Source organism: Niallia yueguangensis, from assembly GCF_052663115.1.
Genome location: NZ_JBQTCX010000017.1, coordinates 60,405 through 75,958 on the forward strand (window position 1 = coordinate 60,405; position 15,554 = coordinate 75,958).

The 15,554-nt window shown below is 32.4% G+C and carries 14 protein-coding genes; 10 read left to right on the forward strand and 4 right to left on the reverse strand.

The window, feature by feature from the left end; genetic code table 11:
* The first annotated feature begins 6 nt into the window (after positions 1–6).
* The 3 genes from ACTYA4_RS15480 (at position 7) to ACTYA4_RS15490 (ending at position 3,135) form a co-directional block, all read left to right on the forward strand.
* Positions 7–1,203, forward strand: coding sequence for an amino acid ABC transporter permease (locus tag ACTYA4_RS15480; RefSeq protein ID WP_443483047.1), 1,197 nt, complete (start codon positions 7–9; stop codon positions 1,201–1,203).
* 16 nt (positions 1,204–1,219) lie between these two features.
* Complete coding sequence (locus ACTYA4_RS15485; RefSeq protein ID WP_443483046.1) at positions 1,220–1,999, forward strand: amino acid ABC transporter ATP-binding protein; 780 nt, start codon at positions 1,220–1,222, stop codon at positions 1,997–1,999.
* Between the two features lie 371 nt (positions 2,000–2,370).
* Positions 2,371–3,135 carry a MeeY/MeeF family manganese export membrane protein gene (locus ACTYA4_RS15490; RefSeq protein ID WP_443483045.1) on the forward strand — a complete coding sequence of 255 codons (765 nt, stop codon included), beginning with the start codon at positions 2,371–2,373 and terminating at the stop codon, positions 3,133–3,135.
* A 181-nt stretch (positions 3,136–3,316) separates the two neighbouring features.
* Here ACTYA4_RS15490 and ACTYA4_RS15495 read toward each other — a convergent pair whose 3' ends face one another.
* Positions 3,317–3,508 (reverse strand): alpha/beta-type small acid-soluble spore protein, encoded by a 192-nt coding sequence (locus ACTYA4_RS15495; RefSeq protein ID WP_443483044.1) that lies wholly within the window; start codon positions 3,506–3,508, stop codon positions 3,317–3,319.
* Between the two features lie 199 nt (positions 3,509–3,707).
* On the opposite strand from ACTYA4_RS15495, the gene ACTYA4_RS15500 reads away from it, so the two are divergent.
* The 3 genes from ACTYA4_RS15500 (at position 3,708) to ykzE (ending at position 5,717) form a co-directional block, all read left to right on the forward strand.
* Complete coding sequence (locus tag ACTYA4_RS15500; RefSeq protein WP_443483043.1) at positions 3,708–5,063, forward strand: TrkH family potassium uptake protein; 1,356 nt, start codon at positions 3,708–3,710, stop codon at positions 5,061–5,063.
* A gap of 353 nt (positions 5,064–5,416) precedes the next feature.
* Positions 5,417–5,575 (forward strand): protein YkzP, encoded by a 159-nt coding sequence (gene ykzP / locus ACTYA4_RS15505; RefSeq protein ID WP_443483042.1) that lies wholly within the window; start codon positions 5,417–5,419, stop codon positions 5,573–5,575.
* A gap of 1 nt (position 5,576) precedes the next feature.
* The gene (ykzE, locus tag ACTYA4_RS15510) at positions 5,577–5,717 is read left to right on the forward strand and encodes a protein YkzE (RefSeq protein WP_443483041.1); all 141 of its coding nucleotides are present in this window, start codon (positions 5,577–5,579) and stop codon (positions 5,715–5,717) included.
* Between the two features lie 77 nt (positions 5,718–5,794).
* Here ykzE and ACTYA4_RS15515 read toward each other — a convergent pair whose 3' ends face one another.
* Positions 5,795–6,814, reverse strand: coding sequence for an acyltransferase family protein (locus ACTYA4_RS15515; protein ID WP_443483040.1), 1,020 nt, complete (start codon positions 6,812–6,814; stop codon positions 5,795–5,797).
* Between the two features lie 319 nt (positions 6,815–7,133).
* Between ACTYA4_RS15515 and ACTYA4_RS15520 the strand changes: the two genes are divergently transcribed.
* On the forward strand, positions 7,134–9,020 hold the full coding sequence (locus ACTYA4_RS15520) for a PAS domain-containing sensor histidine kinase (protein ID WP_443483039.1): 1,887 nt from the start codon (positions 7,134–7,136) through the stop codon (positions 9,018–9,020).
* Positions 9,021–9,218: 198 nt separating this feature from the next.
* Here the strand turns inward: ACTYA4_RS15520 and ACTYA4_RS15525 are convergent, their stop codons facing one another.
* A complete protein-coding gene (locus tag ACTYA4_RS15525; RefSeq protein ID WP_443483038.1) occupies positions 9,219–10,004 on the reverse strand; it encodes a carbon-nitrogen family hydrolase in 786 nt (261 codons plus the stop codon).
* A 937-nt stretch (positions 10,005–10,941) separates the two neighbouring features.
* Here ACTYA4_RS15525 and ACTYA4_RS15530 point away from each other — a divergent pair.
* Positions 10,942–12,138 (forward strand): pyridoxal phosphate-dependent aminotransferase, encoded by a 1,197-nt coding sequence (locus ACTYA4_RS15530; protein WP_443483037.1) that lies wholly within the window; start codon positions 10,942–10,944, stop codon positions 12,136–12,138.
* Positions 12,139–12,490: 352 nt separating this feature from the next.
* Complete coding sequence (locus ACTYA4_RS15535) at positions 12,491–12,727, forward strand: aspartyl-phosphate phosphatase Spo0E family protein (RefSeq protein WP_443483036.1); 237 nt, start codon at positions 12,491–12,493, stop codon at positions 12,725–12,727.
* Between the two features lie 397 nt (positions 12,728–13,124).
* Here ACTYA4_RS15535 and ACTYA4_RS15540 read toward each other — a convergent pair whose 3' ends face one another.
* Positions 13,125–14,606: an ATP-binding protein gene (locus ACTYA4_RS15540; protein WP_443483035.1), complete on the reverse strand. Its 1,482-nt coding sequence runs from the start codon at positions 14,604–14,606 to the stop codon at positions 13,125–13,127.
* Between the two features lie 218 nt (positions 14,607–14,824).
* Here ACTYA4_RS15540 and ACTYA4_RS15545 point away from each other — a divergent pair, with 218 nt between their 5' ends.
* Complete coding sequence (locus ACTYA4_RS15545; RefSeq protein WP_443483034.1) at positions 14,825–15,265, forward strand: MarR family winged helix-turn-helix transcriptional regulator; 441 nt, start codon at positions 14,825–14,827, stop codon at positions 15,263–15,265.
* The last annotated feature ends 289 nt before the right edge of the window (positions 15,266–15,554 follow it).

A 15,554-nucleotide genomic window follows, 5' to 3' on the forward strand; every position in this document is an offset into this window, starting at 1 on the left:
GGCAAATTGGATAACATTCAACTTAACAACAGTGAAAGTATGACGACAATATCACCAAACAAAGGGTCGAATATGTCACAGTGGGTAAAAAAGAACTTATTCAAAGATTGGAAAAATATCCTGCTTACTATTATCGCTGCTGCTTTTTCTGTTTATATGATAGCTAGGGTGTCAACGTTTGTTTTTACTAACGATTGGACAGTGGTAGCAAATAATTTTCGCTTATTAATGGTTGGACAATTTCCAGTAGAAGAAATGTGGCGTGTATGGACGTCCATAGTATTTGTTTCTGTCCTGCTAGGAGTTTCATGGGGATTATGGAGAGGGATTATTGGTCATGTTGCCATTACAGTCGGGGCATTATTACTTATTTTTGGGGTTTTGCCATATACAGAAAGCAACTCAAAAGTTTATTTGTTTTCTAGTGTAGCTTTAATTGCCGTATTTTACATTATCGGAAGAAAAGTGTCTATATTAAAAGCTCCGACATTGGTGTTATGGATATTATTTATTCCTATCTCAATCGGCATTTTAAATGGATTCGGCATCGTGGAGCCGGTAAAAACGAATGTATGGGGCGGATTTTTATTAACATTTCTTTTAGCAGCTGTAGCCATCGTCTGCTCGTTTCCACTTGGTCTATTACTTGCTGTTGGCAGAAGAAGCAAGCTGCCGATTATAAAGTATAGCTGTATTGTTTATATTGAGGTTATTCGCGGGATGCCGCTTATTATGGTGTTATCGATTGGACAATTATTATTGCCAATGTTCCTCGGTGGAGTTGAAATGGACAATGTGCTAAGAGCAATGGTTGCGTTCACTTTATTTAGTGCAGCCTACTTAGCTGAGAATATTCGCGGCGGACTGCAATCCATTCCTAGAGGACAATTTGAAGCAGGACATGCATTAGGTCTAAACAACTTTAAATTAATGGTATTTGTAATTTTGCCGCAAGCATTAAAAGCAGTAATTCCAGCAATGGTAGGGCAGTTTATTTCCATATTTAAAGATACGTCTTTAGTTGCGGTAATAGGATTAACGGACTTTTTAGGAATTGCAAAGAAAATAGCTGCAAACCCTGCGTATTTAGGGAAGCATTTAGAACTGTATTTATTTGTAGCATTTTTCTTCTTTATTTTCTGCTTTTTAATGTCTCATGTAAGTAAACACTTAGAATCATCATTAGGTGTAGGAAAACGATAAAGGGAGGAATGAGAAAATGGAAAGTGTATTTTCAGTTGAAAAGTTAGCAAAGCCTCTTGAGGATCGAGAAGATATTATTAAAGTAACAAAATTAAATAAGTGGTATGGAGACCACCATGTATTAAAAGATGTGGATTTAACGGTAAAGCAAGGGGAAGTAATTGTTATTTTAGGTCCATCTGGATCAGGTAAATCGACATTTATCCGCACGATTAACGCTTTAGAAGAGTTTCAAAAAGGGGAAATCGTTGTTGACAATATTGCTTTAACAAATGATTTGAAAAATATTGAAGAGATTAGAAAAGAAACGGGAATGGTTTTTCAGTCCTTTAACTTATTTCCACATATGACCATATTAAAAAATATTATGTTAGCACCAATTTGGGTTAGAAAATGGAAAAAGTCAAAAGCAGAGCAAATAGCTAAAGAATTACTTGAAAGAGTAGGGATTCCTGAACAAGCTAATAAATTTCCAGGTCAATTATCTGGTGGTCAGCAGCAGCGTGTAGCGATAGCGAGAGCTTTGGCAATGCAGCCAAAAATCATGCTTTTTGACGAACCAACATCTGCACTAGATCCAGAAATGGTAAAAGAAGTATTAGATGTTATGAAAACACTTGCTGAATCTGGGATGACGATGCTTTGTGTTACTCATGAAATGGGATTTGCCCGTCAAGTTGCTGATCGCATTATTTTATTTGACAAAGGTGAAATTGTTGAAATGGGCAAACCAGAAGATATTTTTGATAACCCTCAACATGACCGAACAAAAGCATTTTTATCCCAGATTATTTAAAAAACGCGGAAAGCGAAGTGTATTCAGGCTGCGGGGTATATATAAGAGCGATTATCATATAACTATACTTAATGACGAAAAAACTTGAAATTCAGAAAAAAGGGTTGGCATTTCATTAAATAATGTATATAATAAATATATATTAATCGTATACTTACTCAAAGGGGAGTAGCTTTTAGGGAAACCTAAAACAAAGTCGTCATTTCATGGTTCTAATAATCATCGGCTTTGTTGGCATAAACATGCTTAGCAAGACCTTTGCCTGTTGGCAAAGGTCTTTTTTGCGCTTTTTTGTACATAATAATCGAGAGGCGAATAGAAACCGTTGTTAACAGAGTATACATGAAAATAATTAGGAGGAGATAATTAAAATGGATGCAGGCATGTTATTAGAGTATGGATGGGTACTGTTAGTACTGGTAGGTTTAGAAGGAATATTGGCAGCTGATAATGCGGTTGTTATGGCAGTAATGGTAAAACATTTACCGCCAGAGAAGCAAAAAAAGGCATTATTTTATGGATTATTTGGTGCATTTATTTTCCGATTTGCGACTCTTTTTATGATTTCAATATTAGCAGATGTTTGGCAAGTACAAGCGCTTGGAGCCATTTATTTACTTTTTATTGCCATCCATAATCTTTATAGAAGATTTACAAACAAAGAAAAAGAAGGAAAAGAAAAGAAAAGAAAGCAATCTTCTTTTTGGGTGACTGTTTTAAAAGTAGAATTAGCAGATATTGCATTTGCAATTGATTCGATGTTGGCAGCTGTTGCTTTAGCGATAACATTAACGCCAACAGGCTGGTTTACCGTTGGCGGTATCGATGGTGGACAATTTGCAGTTATGTTATTAGGTGGAATTATTGGGTTAATCATTATGCGATTTGCCGCTAATTGGTTCGTAACGCTATTGCATACTAGACCTTCATTAGAAACAGCTGCTTTTATGATAGTTGGCTGGGTAGGAGTAAAGCTTGCTGTGTTTACGCTAGCTCATCCAGAAGTTGCCTTGTTGAATGAGCATTTTCCAGAATCAACAGCATGGAAGTTAACCTTTTGGATTGTATTAGTTGCTATAGCAGTAGGTGGCTACCTTTTCTCTACTAAAACGGTTAAAAATACCGAAAAAGGATAAAGATAAACTAAATAAAAGGCTGTTTTCGTATAGATTGTTGCTTTCAAACTTTGAGAAAACAGCCAAATAAAACAAGAGAATTTGCCAAAGGATAGTTTTTTATCTTTTGGCAAATTTCCTTTTTATTTAAATAAGTGTTGCATAATATACTAGCTATTCATTAGAGCTAAAGATTTCCTTATTATTGTTTACCAGATAATTCTGCTTGTGCTTGTTGCACTAATCTTTTGGTGATTTCTCCACCTACGGAACCGTTTGATCTTGCTACAGTATCTGATCCTAACTGAACACCGAATTCTTGCGCAATTTCATATTTAATGCTATCTAAATATTGTTCAATGCCTGGCACTAATAGTTTATTTGTTGTAGCCATATTTAATCCTCCTATAAATTAATTTTACAGAAATAATTATCTGTATTTATAGTATGGTGATTTTCTATTTGTTCATAAGTGGTAAAGTTTTCGAAGAATGGAAAAGGGGACGAGCTGCACAAACTTTTATGAAAAACACTTTAAAAATAGGAGAGTTGCATTTATGATAGAATAGTGAAAATAGAAAGGATTTGTTTCAATGTGGAAAACGCTTAAAGAGTTGTTAAATAAATTTACTCCTGCACAAATTATAACAGGATATTATTTATTAGCAGTTAGCATTTCAGTTTTATTATTATGTTTGCCTGGTGTTCATAAAGAAGGTGTATCTGTGTCTTTTATGGATACTGTTTTTACTGCGGTTAGTGCAGTTAGTGTAACAGGTTTAACAGTTATTAATATCTCTGAAACATATAGTACACAAGGTATTTTTATTTTAATGTTTATTTTACAATTTGGCGGTATCGGTGTAATGACACTTGGGACTTTTTTCTGGATGCTGCTTAGAAAAAAAATCGGTTTAAAAGAAAGACAATTGATTATGATTGACCATAATCAGTCTAATTTATCCGGTTTAGTTTATTTGATAAGGGAAATTATTAAAGTAATTCTCCTTATAGAGTTATTAGGAGCGTTAATATTAGGTTTACAATTTCATAATTATTTTCCAACGTGGAAAGAAGCCTTTTTACATGGATTATTTGCTTCTGTCAGTGCAACAACAAATGGAGGATTAGATTTAACCGGCTCTTCTTTGTTGCCGTATGAAAATGATTATTTTATTCAATTGGTACATATTATGTTAATTACGTTAGGAGCAATAGGTTTTCCAGTATTAATTGAAGTAAAAAAATATCTTTTTCCTAAAAATAATATACAAACATTTCGGTTTTCTTTATTTTCAAAATTAACCTCTTTAACTTTTGGCATCCTGTTGCTTTTTGGAACACTTGCAGTAATTGTTTTAGAATGGAATCACTATTATATTGGGATGAGCTGGCATCAAATATTTTTTAACGCTTTTTTTCATTCTGCTTCGACGAGAAGTGGTGGTTTATCGACAATGGATTTAAATGAGTATTCTTTGCCAACGTTATTAATTTTTTGTTTTTTAATGTTTGTTGGGGCATCGCCAAGTTCTGTAGGCGGAGGGATAAGAACAACAACATTGGCATTAAATATAATGTTTATTTATTATTTTGCTAATGGTAATAAGAATATTAAAATTTTTAAAAGAGAAATTCATGAAAATGATATTATAAAATCGCTTGTTGTTACTATTCTTGCAAGTGGAATATGTCTTATAGCTGTTGTACTGCTTTCTATTACAGAAAATGCTCCTTTACTGAAAATAATATTTGAAGTATGTTCAGCATTTGGAACAACTGGTTTATCATTAGGACTTACTCCTGAATTATCGACAATGGGGAAATGCGTCATTATGGTATTAATGTTTATCGGCAGAATCGGCTTAACCTCCTTTATGTATATTATTGGCGGCAAAGAGAAAAAAGATAATTACCATTATCCAAAAGAAAGAATAATTATTGGTTAAAAAGTACAAAACTGTTTATTGTTTTGTGCTTTTTTATAGGCTCTGATAAACTTGCCTGTTGATTGTAGCTCCAGGCGTTCGCTTTCCGCGGGCGGTCCGGGAGCCTCCTCGGCGCTTTGCGCCTGTGGGGTCTCCCTCTAACTCGCTTTTCCCGCAGGAGTCTCACGCCTTCCACTCCAATCAACATAGTGCCAAAATCAACAAAGAGCTTTAACATAGCCTAAGTAAAAGTTTCTGAAGTCCGACGGATATCGAGCTACAGCGCTTGCGCTTTTCTTGTAAAAATTAGGATGGATTAGCTTTTAGGAAACAGTAAAAAATAATATCGAACAAAAAAGAAGGAGTGAGTGATAATGGTGAAACGAAAAGCTGCATTTGATGCTGCTGAAAAATATAGTAAAACACCTAAAAAAAATGTGGAGGAAAGCGAATTTTCAACAGAGTTTAGTCAAGGTGAAAATCCAATAAAAGGTGCCAATCGAAATGCTAAACATGGAAGAGAGGGGAAATGATATGAGGGAAAAGAAACAGAAACAGAAAGACGAAGCTTCAACTGTTGAATTTGGAATGGAGTTTGGCGATGTGAATGCAAGTAAGTTTTATGAAACAGCAGAAGCAAATAAACATGTAGCAAAAAAACAAACAAAGCGATAATAAACGATAAATTCATAGTAGACTGAAGATAACAAACCTAATTCTTCAGTCTATTATCTTTATTAAATGGAAGGGGGCTAAACACGGATATCGGTATACATTCTTAATACATATTGTTTTAACCTTGTTGTTTTTAATTCAATAATAGGCTGTGCCACTGAAATGATCATTTTACTAGACAATAATAATGTTAATACAAACGATATGCCCACTAGTAGTAAAAAGGATTGGAGCGGATTCATTAGATCGATCATATCACTTATTCTGAAAATACGAACGATAAATCCGTGCAATAAATAAACATACAATGTGTTCTTCCCTAATTTAGTAAAGAAATAATGTTTATTTGGAACAATGGCAAGAAAGCAATAAATCATCATACAACTTAAAATATAAAAGAAAAGACGGATAAAAATAGCTTGCAGAGAATCTTCCCCTAAATTTGAATAAGATTTAGAACCTAGCAGCCATTGATCATTAATAGATGGAAAATAATAAAATCCAATAAAAACAAAAAGAAAAGTTGTAATCGCAGTTAGTTTTGACCCTTTTCTTCTAATCCACTCAAAATGCTCTTTCTTCAAATAAAATCCAATTAAAAATAATGGGAAAAAAACAAAGGTGCGCGTTAAACTTAAATAGCTTGTAGTCCAATCAACAAAACCGATAGCTACACCTAATACAACAGATATAAATAGACCATAAATAAATTTTATCTTTGCAAATAAAAGCAGCATGATATTCCAAAAAAATAAGCTGATTAAAAACCATAACGACCAGTGAGGGTTGAATGGTTGTATAGTAAAAGTAGATTTACTGTATAGAAAGTAATAAAAGATACTGTAAGTTAATTGGAAAATAATATAAGGGATAATTAATTTTTTTACATATTTTTGAATATATCCTTGCTTATACATTCCTTTAGCGAAAAATCCGGAAATTAAAATAAATGCTGGCATATGAAAAGTATAAATCACTTTATATAATGCATAGATGCTATTGCTTTCTTCATTAAAAGTTTGGATAAAATGACCAAATACAACAAAAAAAATCAACAAAAATTTGGCATTATCAAAGAAATAGTCTCTTTTTTTCATAAACGACTCCTTCCTTTTGACATTAACAAAAGTAAATTAGTTTATAGTAAATAGTTATAGCACAAAAACATCAAAGCTAATTTTGATTAATGAATCTGTTAAGTATTTTTCTTCCTATGTTCATAACTGATATATAAATGTAAGGGAATTAGCGTATTTGTTATATAAAAACTGAAATTTCCCCTACTATAAAATACCCTTGCCATTTCTTATATGAGAGAGCAATGTAAAAATATCTTCGTTTTCTTATAAAAACAAAAGGTATTTTTAAAAAATTGTAGAATTATGTAATCACAATGGTACTCAAGGAGGCTTAGCAGTGACAGGTGTATCTTATTTGAAGGAACTACAACAGTTGCAAAAGAAACTAAGTGATCTTGAACAAGAAAATTTGTATTTAAGAAAAGCTTTGAATGAAGAAGAAAAAATCGAAAAAGTAATGAATGCTGCTTTCCACGCAAATGCTTTCGGACTACTAATACTTGATATAAAAGGAGTTATATTAGAAGCGAATCAGTCTATTTGTGAGATGCTGAATACAAATCAAAATAAAATAATTGGCAGAAATATTACACATTTTGTGCCTCAAGAGCATCGGGATAAAATAAGACAAGAAATCAGCGAATTTAAACATATGAAAACAAGCTTTACAACCCATATAATACCGATATATATAAAAGATCGAGAGTTTTATATAGAAATTATTATTTCTAAATTACCTAATAATCTTGGATTTTTGACAGTGATAAGAAATATTACGAAAATATGGATAAAAAACAAGATGCATCAAAAAAAAGAGGCGATATATGATGAATTTTTTTCTGAGACTTTAGATGGAATAATCTTATGGAAAGAAACAGGGGAAATCGTATCAGCAAATGATTCTGCACTTCGTATATTTGAGAGTTCTTACGAGGAATTAACCCATAAAAAATTCAGCGATTTTATTTATAAAAAAGATGAAAAATATGTTTCTATGATAAAGAATCTTTACAGAGACAAAGCTAATCGAGAAGAACTGATGTTTTTAATGCCAAATGGCCAAAAAAAATTATTAGAATTTACGACAAAGCTTCATTCTGTTGAAGGCCTGCATATGAGTATAATTCGTAATATTTCAGAAAGATATAAAATGGAAGTGGCATTATTAGAAAGCAAGAGTATGTTTGAAAATATCTTTGAGGAAGCGTTTGACGGCATTATTATTTGGAATGAAAAATATGAAATCATTGATATGAACAGGGCGGCTGAAAGAATACTTCATCAAAAAAAAGAAGAACTCATCGGTTTGAATTTATTAAAAGTATTGCCAAATGGGAAAACAATCAGTGAGGATATAAAACCAATGCTATTATCTTTAAATTTTAAAGATATGGAGCAAAATAGGGGGATTTATACAGCTTCTTTTAAAGAAAACGAATGGAGTCAAATTGAATTTCGAAATAAATATAACGTATATTCTGGCTTGAGCATTACAACATTAAGAGATATTACCGAAAATGTTGTAATGGAAGAACAGTTAAGAAAATCATCTACATTAAATGTAATTGGGGAACTTGCAGCAGGTATCGCACATGAAATAAGAAATCCAATGACTGCTTTAAAAGGTTTTATTCAATTGTTAGAAATTAATTTAAAAACAGACAATAATCAAATGTACTTTTCAGTAATCAAGTCAGAATTAGACCGCATCGAACTCATCATAAATGAATTTCTGCAATTAGCAAAACCTCAAGTCTTAAAGTTTGTCAACAGTGATTTAACCAAAATAATGAATGAAACATTGGACTTATTACAAGCACAAGCAGTGTTATACAATGTTCAGTTTAAAAAATTATATAATGAGTCGGTACACGAAGTATATTGTGAACCAAATCAAATGAAAAAAGTTTTTATTAATATCATTAAAAATGGAATTGAAGTATTAGATAATGGTGGAGAAATTCAAGTGAAAATGGAAAGAACACCTTTCTTTATTCATATTATGATACAAGATAATGGGAAAGGAATGAGTAAGGAAAAACTGGCCAGATTAGGGGAGCCGTTTTATACAACAAAGGAAACAGGAACAGGTTTAGGACTAATGGTGACCTATCAAATTATGGAAGAACATAAAGGGAAAATGGAAATAGAATCTGAAGAAGGAGTCGGTACTACATTTCATCTTTATATTCCGATAAATAAGGAAGAAGGGAATAATTATTAAGAAAAAAAGTTTAAATAAACGATTTATACTAGTTAAACAGCCCGGTTTGAAAAATAGAAAAAATTTCTTTCACTTGTATGAAATTTTTAAATGGCAGTACTATTGGTGATAAATAGACCTTATTGTATCGGCAAAAGGTCTATTTTTATTATGGAAAAAAAAAACCTCCCTTTCAATAAAAGGAGGTGTTTGTAATTATTAACTATAAAATGAAGGTTTTCTATCTGCAAAAATAGGAATCATTTTTCGGACTTCTTTTACTTTATCTAAATCAATCGTCCCATGAATAATGTCGCTTTTTTCTCCTGCTTCGATGATGACTTCTCCCCATGGGTCTATAATCATACTATGTCCTGCAAAGGTATTATTTGGGTCAGATCCGCTGCGATTACACGCAACAACGTAGCACTGATTTTCAATTGCTCGTGCAATCAATAATGATCGCCAATGTGCTAATCGAGGCAAAGGCCATTCTGCTACAATAAATAGTGCTTTGGCTCCTTTTGTTGTATGGGTGCGAATCCATTCCGGAAAACGGATATCATAACAAATCATGCCTGCAAATAGATGATTGTCTAACTCAAATAATCCATTAGAAGTACCGCTTTGCATATATACATGTTCGTCCATCAGCTGAAATAAGTGCAATTTATCATATGTATGAACAACTTCTCCGTGATTATTAATGATGATCATTGTATTATATATTCCATTCTCTTTTTCGTTAGCAACAGAACCACCAACAAGGTGTACATCATGATCTACGGCAATTTTTTGTAAAAAAGCAATCGTTTTTTGTGCATGAGCATCAGATAGTTCGTTAAGTCGTGTTAAATCATAACCTGTTGTCCACAATTCTGGAAGAACAATAATATCAGTTTTTTGTTTGCCTGCTTCTTTAATTTTTTCTTCTACAACTGTAAAGTTTGTTTGTGGATCTCCAAACGAAATATCCATTTGGATAATACTGATCTTTAAAGTCAATTTTTTCACCCTCTATTCATATTTAGTTCAATAAACTATAATAATAGTCGACTCTCTATTAAAAGTGTGTGTTCAAAAAACATCCTCTAAAAAGTGGAATGCATCTTAGTATAAAATATTCAAGGCAGAATTAATAAATTCCTCGTCTTTTATTTACACGTACATGCATTCGTTATATCATAAAATGCAAGATAATTAAATGTTTTTTGAAAAAGAACTATTATAAAAAAGGATATGCAGTTTATTGTTTATTTAATGAATAGACTGTGTTAAAGCTAATTGTTGATTTTGATACTTTGTTGATTGAAGCGGAAGGCGTGAGACTCCTGCGGGAAAAGCGAGTCAAAGGGAGAGCCCACAGGCGCCGTGCTGAGGCCACTGAATAAGTGTTTTATTAAAAAATAAGAAAGCATAAAATTTTTGAACTTAGACGAGTGTCTAGCTCCGGCGCCTAGCCCCTGTGAAAAATAACCCCATGCCTCTAAAAGTAAAAAGCACTTTTTGAGTCATGTGAACATTTTTCTTCGGGGCTGAGCAAGGCGCCTCCGCTTTTCTTATATAAATCATAGGTAAAACCCTTATAGTTAGTAGGATAAAAATGGTATAGATAGTTTGAAAACGACCATCGTGTTGGTTAGGAGAGGCGTCCGCACGACTCCTGCGGGATTAGCGAGACAGGCGAGACCCCACAGGAGCAAAGCGACGAGGAGGCTCGGCGCTCGCCCCGCGGAAAGCGTGAGGTAAGCCTCGGAAAACCGAACGAAAACCTCTGAGTGCTTGGATTTTCACTATCTATATTTCATAGTATCCACTTTTTCAGTGACCTCCGCACAGCGACGAGGAGGCTCCCGGACTGCCCGCGGCGGAAAGCGAATGCCTCTCGCTGCAATTAACAGGCTAGTTAAACAGAGCCTAATGAATAAAAGAAGGTGGAAAGATGAAAGTTTATGATCAATCAAATTTATTAAATAATTTACCTGAACAATTTTTTGCTTCACTTGTATCGAAAGTATCTAAATATGTGGAGCAAGGCTTTGATGTGATTAATTTAGGTCAAGGAAATCCAGATCAACCTACTCCAGATCATATTGTGCAGAGACTGCAGCAAGCAGCGGCAAAGCCCGAAAATCATAAATATTCTCCATTTCGAGGATATACCTATTTAAAAGAAGCAGTTGCAAGCTTTTATAGAAAAGAATATGGCGTAGAATTGGATCCAGCATCAGAAGTTGCGATTTTATTTGGCGGGAAAGCAGGGTTAGTGGAAATTCCACAATGCTTATTAAATCCAGGAGACACAGTATTAGTACCTGATCCAGGGTATCCAGATTATTTATCAGGTGTTGCTCTTGCAAATGCACAAATGCATATGATGCCATTGAAAGAAGAAAATGCTTTTTTACCAAAATATGAGGAGATTCAAAAGGATATATTACATAAAGCAAAGTTAATGTTTTTAAATTATCCTAATAATCCAACTGGTGCTATTGCTACAGAGGAATTTTTTGAAAAAACAGTTCAGTTAAGCAACGAGTATGATATTTGTATTGTTCATGACTTTGCTTATGGTGCTATTGGCTTCGATGGAAAAAAACCGATTAGTTTTTTACAGACTGAGGGTGCGAAAGATATTGGAATTGAAATATACACGTTGTCCAAAACGTTTAATATGGCAGGATGGCGTGTTGGATTTGCGGTTGGAAATGCAAGTGTGATATCGGCCCTTAATTTATATCAAGACCATCTTTATGTTAGTTTATTTGGTGCTGTTCAAGAAGCAGCTGCTACAGCATTAACCAGTTCCCTAGCATGTGTAGAACAATTAAATAGCCTTTATGAAAGCAGAAGAAATGTATTTGTGAATGGATTAAAAGAGATAGGCTGGGATGTAGCTGCTCCTGCAGGTTCTTTTTTTGCATGGTTAAAAGTCCCAGCAGGTTTTACTTCCGAACAATTTACCGACTACTTATTGGACAAGGCTCATATAGCTGTAGCTCCAGGAATCGGATTTGGAGAATTTGGAGAAGGATATGTACGTGCAGGGTTATTAACTTCAGAAGAGCGATTATTAGAAGCTGTTAATCGGCTAAAGATGCTGCCTATTTTTAATAAAGTTATACCTACAAGTAAGTAGTGGTTAACAAAATAATTACATCTATCAGGAAGCTGTTTTTACTTGTAACAGCTTCTTTTAGTATAGAAATTTCAGTTAGCATAACTTTAATAGAGTAAGTGGAACAATCGTGTTTTTAGTAGTTGAAAACCATTTTTAATGTTGTTCATAAAATTTTGACTAGTTTTGTCATAGAGCTTGTCGAAAAAATAGGATTATTATGAGTTTTATAGGTGTAAATACCTATTTTCAAAAAAAAAATGTCTAATATTGCGATTCTATTTACTTTTATATCATTTCTTGTGATAATTCATCAAGTAAACTAAATTTAGGTAAATAATTTAGTATTTTAAAATGATTAGGAGGAAAAGGAGTGCAAGGTAAGAAAAAGGATATTTTGAAAGCTATTCAAAAAAAAAGGGAGGTAATGATTATATCGGCAAAAGAGACCGGTTTCACTAGTAGTGAAACGATAAAACATAGTCAGGAGCTTGATGAGTTAATCAATCAATATCAGCTTGCAACTCGGCAAAGCAAGCAAAAACAAATGATCGTTACAAATTCTCATAAACAGTCGATGATCATCTGGCCTAATAATCTTGTGTATTAATATAGCAAATGTATGTTTTTATATTTGATAGGATTTAATCATATTAAGGTAGGTATGTTGTTTAAATCCTTTATATTTTTTATTGGTTTTCAATAATAATAATAATAAACTACTGAAGCCCCACTGTTTTTGAATGAAGAGGAAACTGATTACTAACAAATTATGCATTTATACAATAGATTATTCGCTTTTTAGAAAAAGAAGTGTAACATAAGCAAGTAATCCCTTCTTTCATTTTATACTTCAAGATAAATTCCACATAAATGAAAATTTCAACTTTGAAGATAGTTGTCCTGTATATGGAAAGAATAGGAAAATCAACATTAGAAAAAGAATAGAGTTGGGAAAAATCAACTCTCGTTCATAACAAAGCCCTATTCTTTTTAGAAAAAGTACGCTATTCAGCTAATGGTAAAATAATATCAACTTTGGTTCCTTCGTTTTTTTTACTAGTAATAAATATTTCTCCATTAAATGATTGGATAATTCTTTTGCAAACGATAAGACCTAATCCTGTTCCAGTATCTTTGGAAGTATAAAATGGTTGAAAAACTTTTTTCAGCTGTGCATTAGAAATTCCAACACCGTTATCTAAGATTGTGATTATTACTTTATCATAAGAAATGATTACATTTAATCTTAAAATTCCTCCATCTACCATTGCCTCAAAAGCATTTTTGGTTATATTTAAAATAACTTGTTTCATTTGATCGGCTGCACATATGATAGGGATGTTTCTTTCTGGAATTTGAAAACTATATTGTACGTTATGGAAATTGGATTCTGAAATAATTAAAGGCTTTAGTTCTGCTAATATGGTTTGTAAATCAATTAATTGTTTTTTAAAAGCGGTCGGTTTCCCAAGAATAAGAAACTGACTGACTATCTCATTAATTCTTGTAATTTCAGTTTGTATAATGGAAAAATAAAACTGTTCTTCTTTTGTGGTATGTTTTTCACTTAACAATTGTATTAGCCCTTTAATTCCCGTTAATGGGTTTCGAATCTCATGTGCAGAACTTGCTGCTAAGTTTCCAACTAATTCTAGTTTTTGAAGTTCATTTTGCTTTTTTTCTAATTCTGTTTTTTGGCGAAGCAAATAAAATTGGAGCAATAAATAAACTAAATGGCTGCAAACGAAACAAAACAAAATAAATGCAATGCTTTTTTTTATAATAGTCGCTTTATTAATTTCTTTGACTTCCACTTGTATTTTCCAAGGAAGGGCATCAATAGGCAAAGTAACTGTTTTTTTGTTAGAAGCAATATACGAATTTAAACTTATAATAATATCTTGATTTGCATTTAAAATAGCAATATTTTCATCTGGAGTTAAAATCTCCATAATATTTAATAAATAGTCTATACGTAAATAAACAACTAGTATATATTTTAACTCTTTCTGTTTATTTAAGATTGGTTTTGCCAATCCAACTACTTTTTGACCATTGCTTAACATTTGTTGTTTATTGGAGATAACGCTGTCTTTTGTTTGGATGACTTCATTAATATAATCTGTTTTAGCAAAAGAATGAACATGATTAACAGTCCCAGTTATTTTATTGCCAGCTTGGTCTAATAAAATGAGGCCACCATAAGTTGGTTCCTGTTTAAGAACATTTTGAAGCAAGGATTCCGTATTTTCTATGGAATTTTCATATGTTTCGATCGAAATGCTTAAAATATTTAATGATGTAACAGTTTTACTAATGAAAGCATCCCAATGTTTTTGATGAGTAGTTCCTATCCAGCTTGCATGGTTTTTTCGTTGCTCCCATTCTTCTTGTATAATTTTATCTATGTAAAAGAAAGCCGCAATAAATACAGGTACAACTGCTATTAAAATGTACTGTAAAATTTGTTTTTTCTTCATTTTCATTAATAATTATTCTCCAAATAATTCTATTTTTTTTATTATAGCATGTATAGATGAAAGCGCAATTATTGGCTTAGAAAGCAAGGGAAATGAAGTTGCTTTTGAGAGATGAATTGGTTTTAATAATAGAAGAATGAAGAATGCTTGAATTGACAACAAAAGAAGAAAAAAGTATAATAATCTGAATTCGAGATATTTTATACAAAAGGAATGAATAATAGATGAGTAAAGAAGATATCAACCAATCGTTAAAACTATTTATTGTTTTATCTAGAGCTTACCGAGCGATTAATGAAAATGTAAATAAATTAATCCAGACATATGGGTTAAATCCAACAGAATTTGCCGTAATGGAATTGCTGTATCATAAAGGAGATCAACCATTACAGCAAATTGGCGGGAAAATTTTATTGGCAAGCGGCAGCATTACTTATGTTGTAGATAAACTTGAAGAAAAAGGCTATTTAAAAAGAGTCGCTTGCCCATCAGATCGTAGGGTAACATTTGCGCAAATTACGGAAACGGGGAAAGAAATGATAGAATCTGTTTTTCCGAATCATGAGGAAAAAATACATGATCTAATGTCAGAGCTTTCCAATGAAGAAAAAACAACAGTAATTGAGCTTGTAAAAAAATTAGGATTATCTGTGGCAAATAAATAAACAAAAAAATAAGAAGTGGAAATGGCGGAAAACCATTTCCACTTCTTATTTTTTTGCATTATTACTTTATCATTAGTTTGACACGAATCCATTGGAAAAAATGATATATATAATATTAATTTTGCAGGAGATTAGTGTTAGAGTGTGTAATTAATAAAGGGAATGAAAATGTTGATGCATTAGTGGAAATAAAGCTTTTAGCCGGTTATAAATTATGGCTGTTTTCTAAAAAGTTTATTGTTTTTGAATAAAATAATAAACATGGTTGAAGCACTAAGCAGCCTGAATA

Coding starts and splice junctions, on each gene's coding strand:
- ykzP (WP_443483042.1), top strand. CDS start 5,417: ATGGTGAAACGAAAAGCTGCATTTGATGCTGCTGAAAAATATAGTAAA.
- ykzE (WP_443483041.1), top strand. CDS start 5,577: ATGAGGGAAAAGAAACAGAAACAGAAAGACGAAGCTTCAACTGTTGAA.
- ACTYA4_RS15500 (WP_443483043.1), top strand. CDS start 3,708: ATGTGGAAAACGCTTAAAGAGTTGTTAAATAAATTTACTCCTGCACAA.
- ACTYA4_RS15515 (WP_443483040.1), bottom strand. CDS start 6,814: ATGAAAAAAAGAGACTATTTCTTTGATAATGCCAAATTTTTGTTGATT.
- ACTYA4_RS15495 (WP_443483044.1), bottom strand. CDS start 3,508: ATGGCTACAACAAATAAACTATTAGTGCCAGGCATTGAACAATATTTA.
- ACTYA4_RS15485 (WP_443483046.1), top strand. CDS start 1,220: ATGGAAAGTGTATTTTCAGTTGAAAAGTTAGCAAAGCCTCTTGAGGAT.
- ACTYA4_RS15530 (WP_443483037.1), top strand. CDS start 10,942: ATGAAAGTTTATGATCAATCAAATTTATTAAATAATTTACCTGAACAA.
- ACTYA4_RS15540 (WP_443483035.1), bottom strand. CDS start 14,606: ATGAAAATGAAGAAAAAACAAATTTTACAGTACATTTTAATAGCAGTT.
- ACTYA4_RS15490 (WP_443483045.1), top strand. CDS start 2,371: ATGGATGCAGGCATGTTATTAGAGTATGGATGGGTACTGTTAGTACTG.
- ACTYA4_RS15545 (WP_443483034.1), top strand. CDS start 14,825: ATGAGTAAAGAAGATATCAACCAATCGTTAAAACTATTTATTGTTTTA.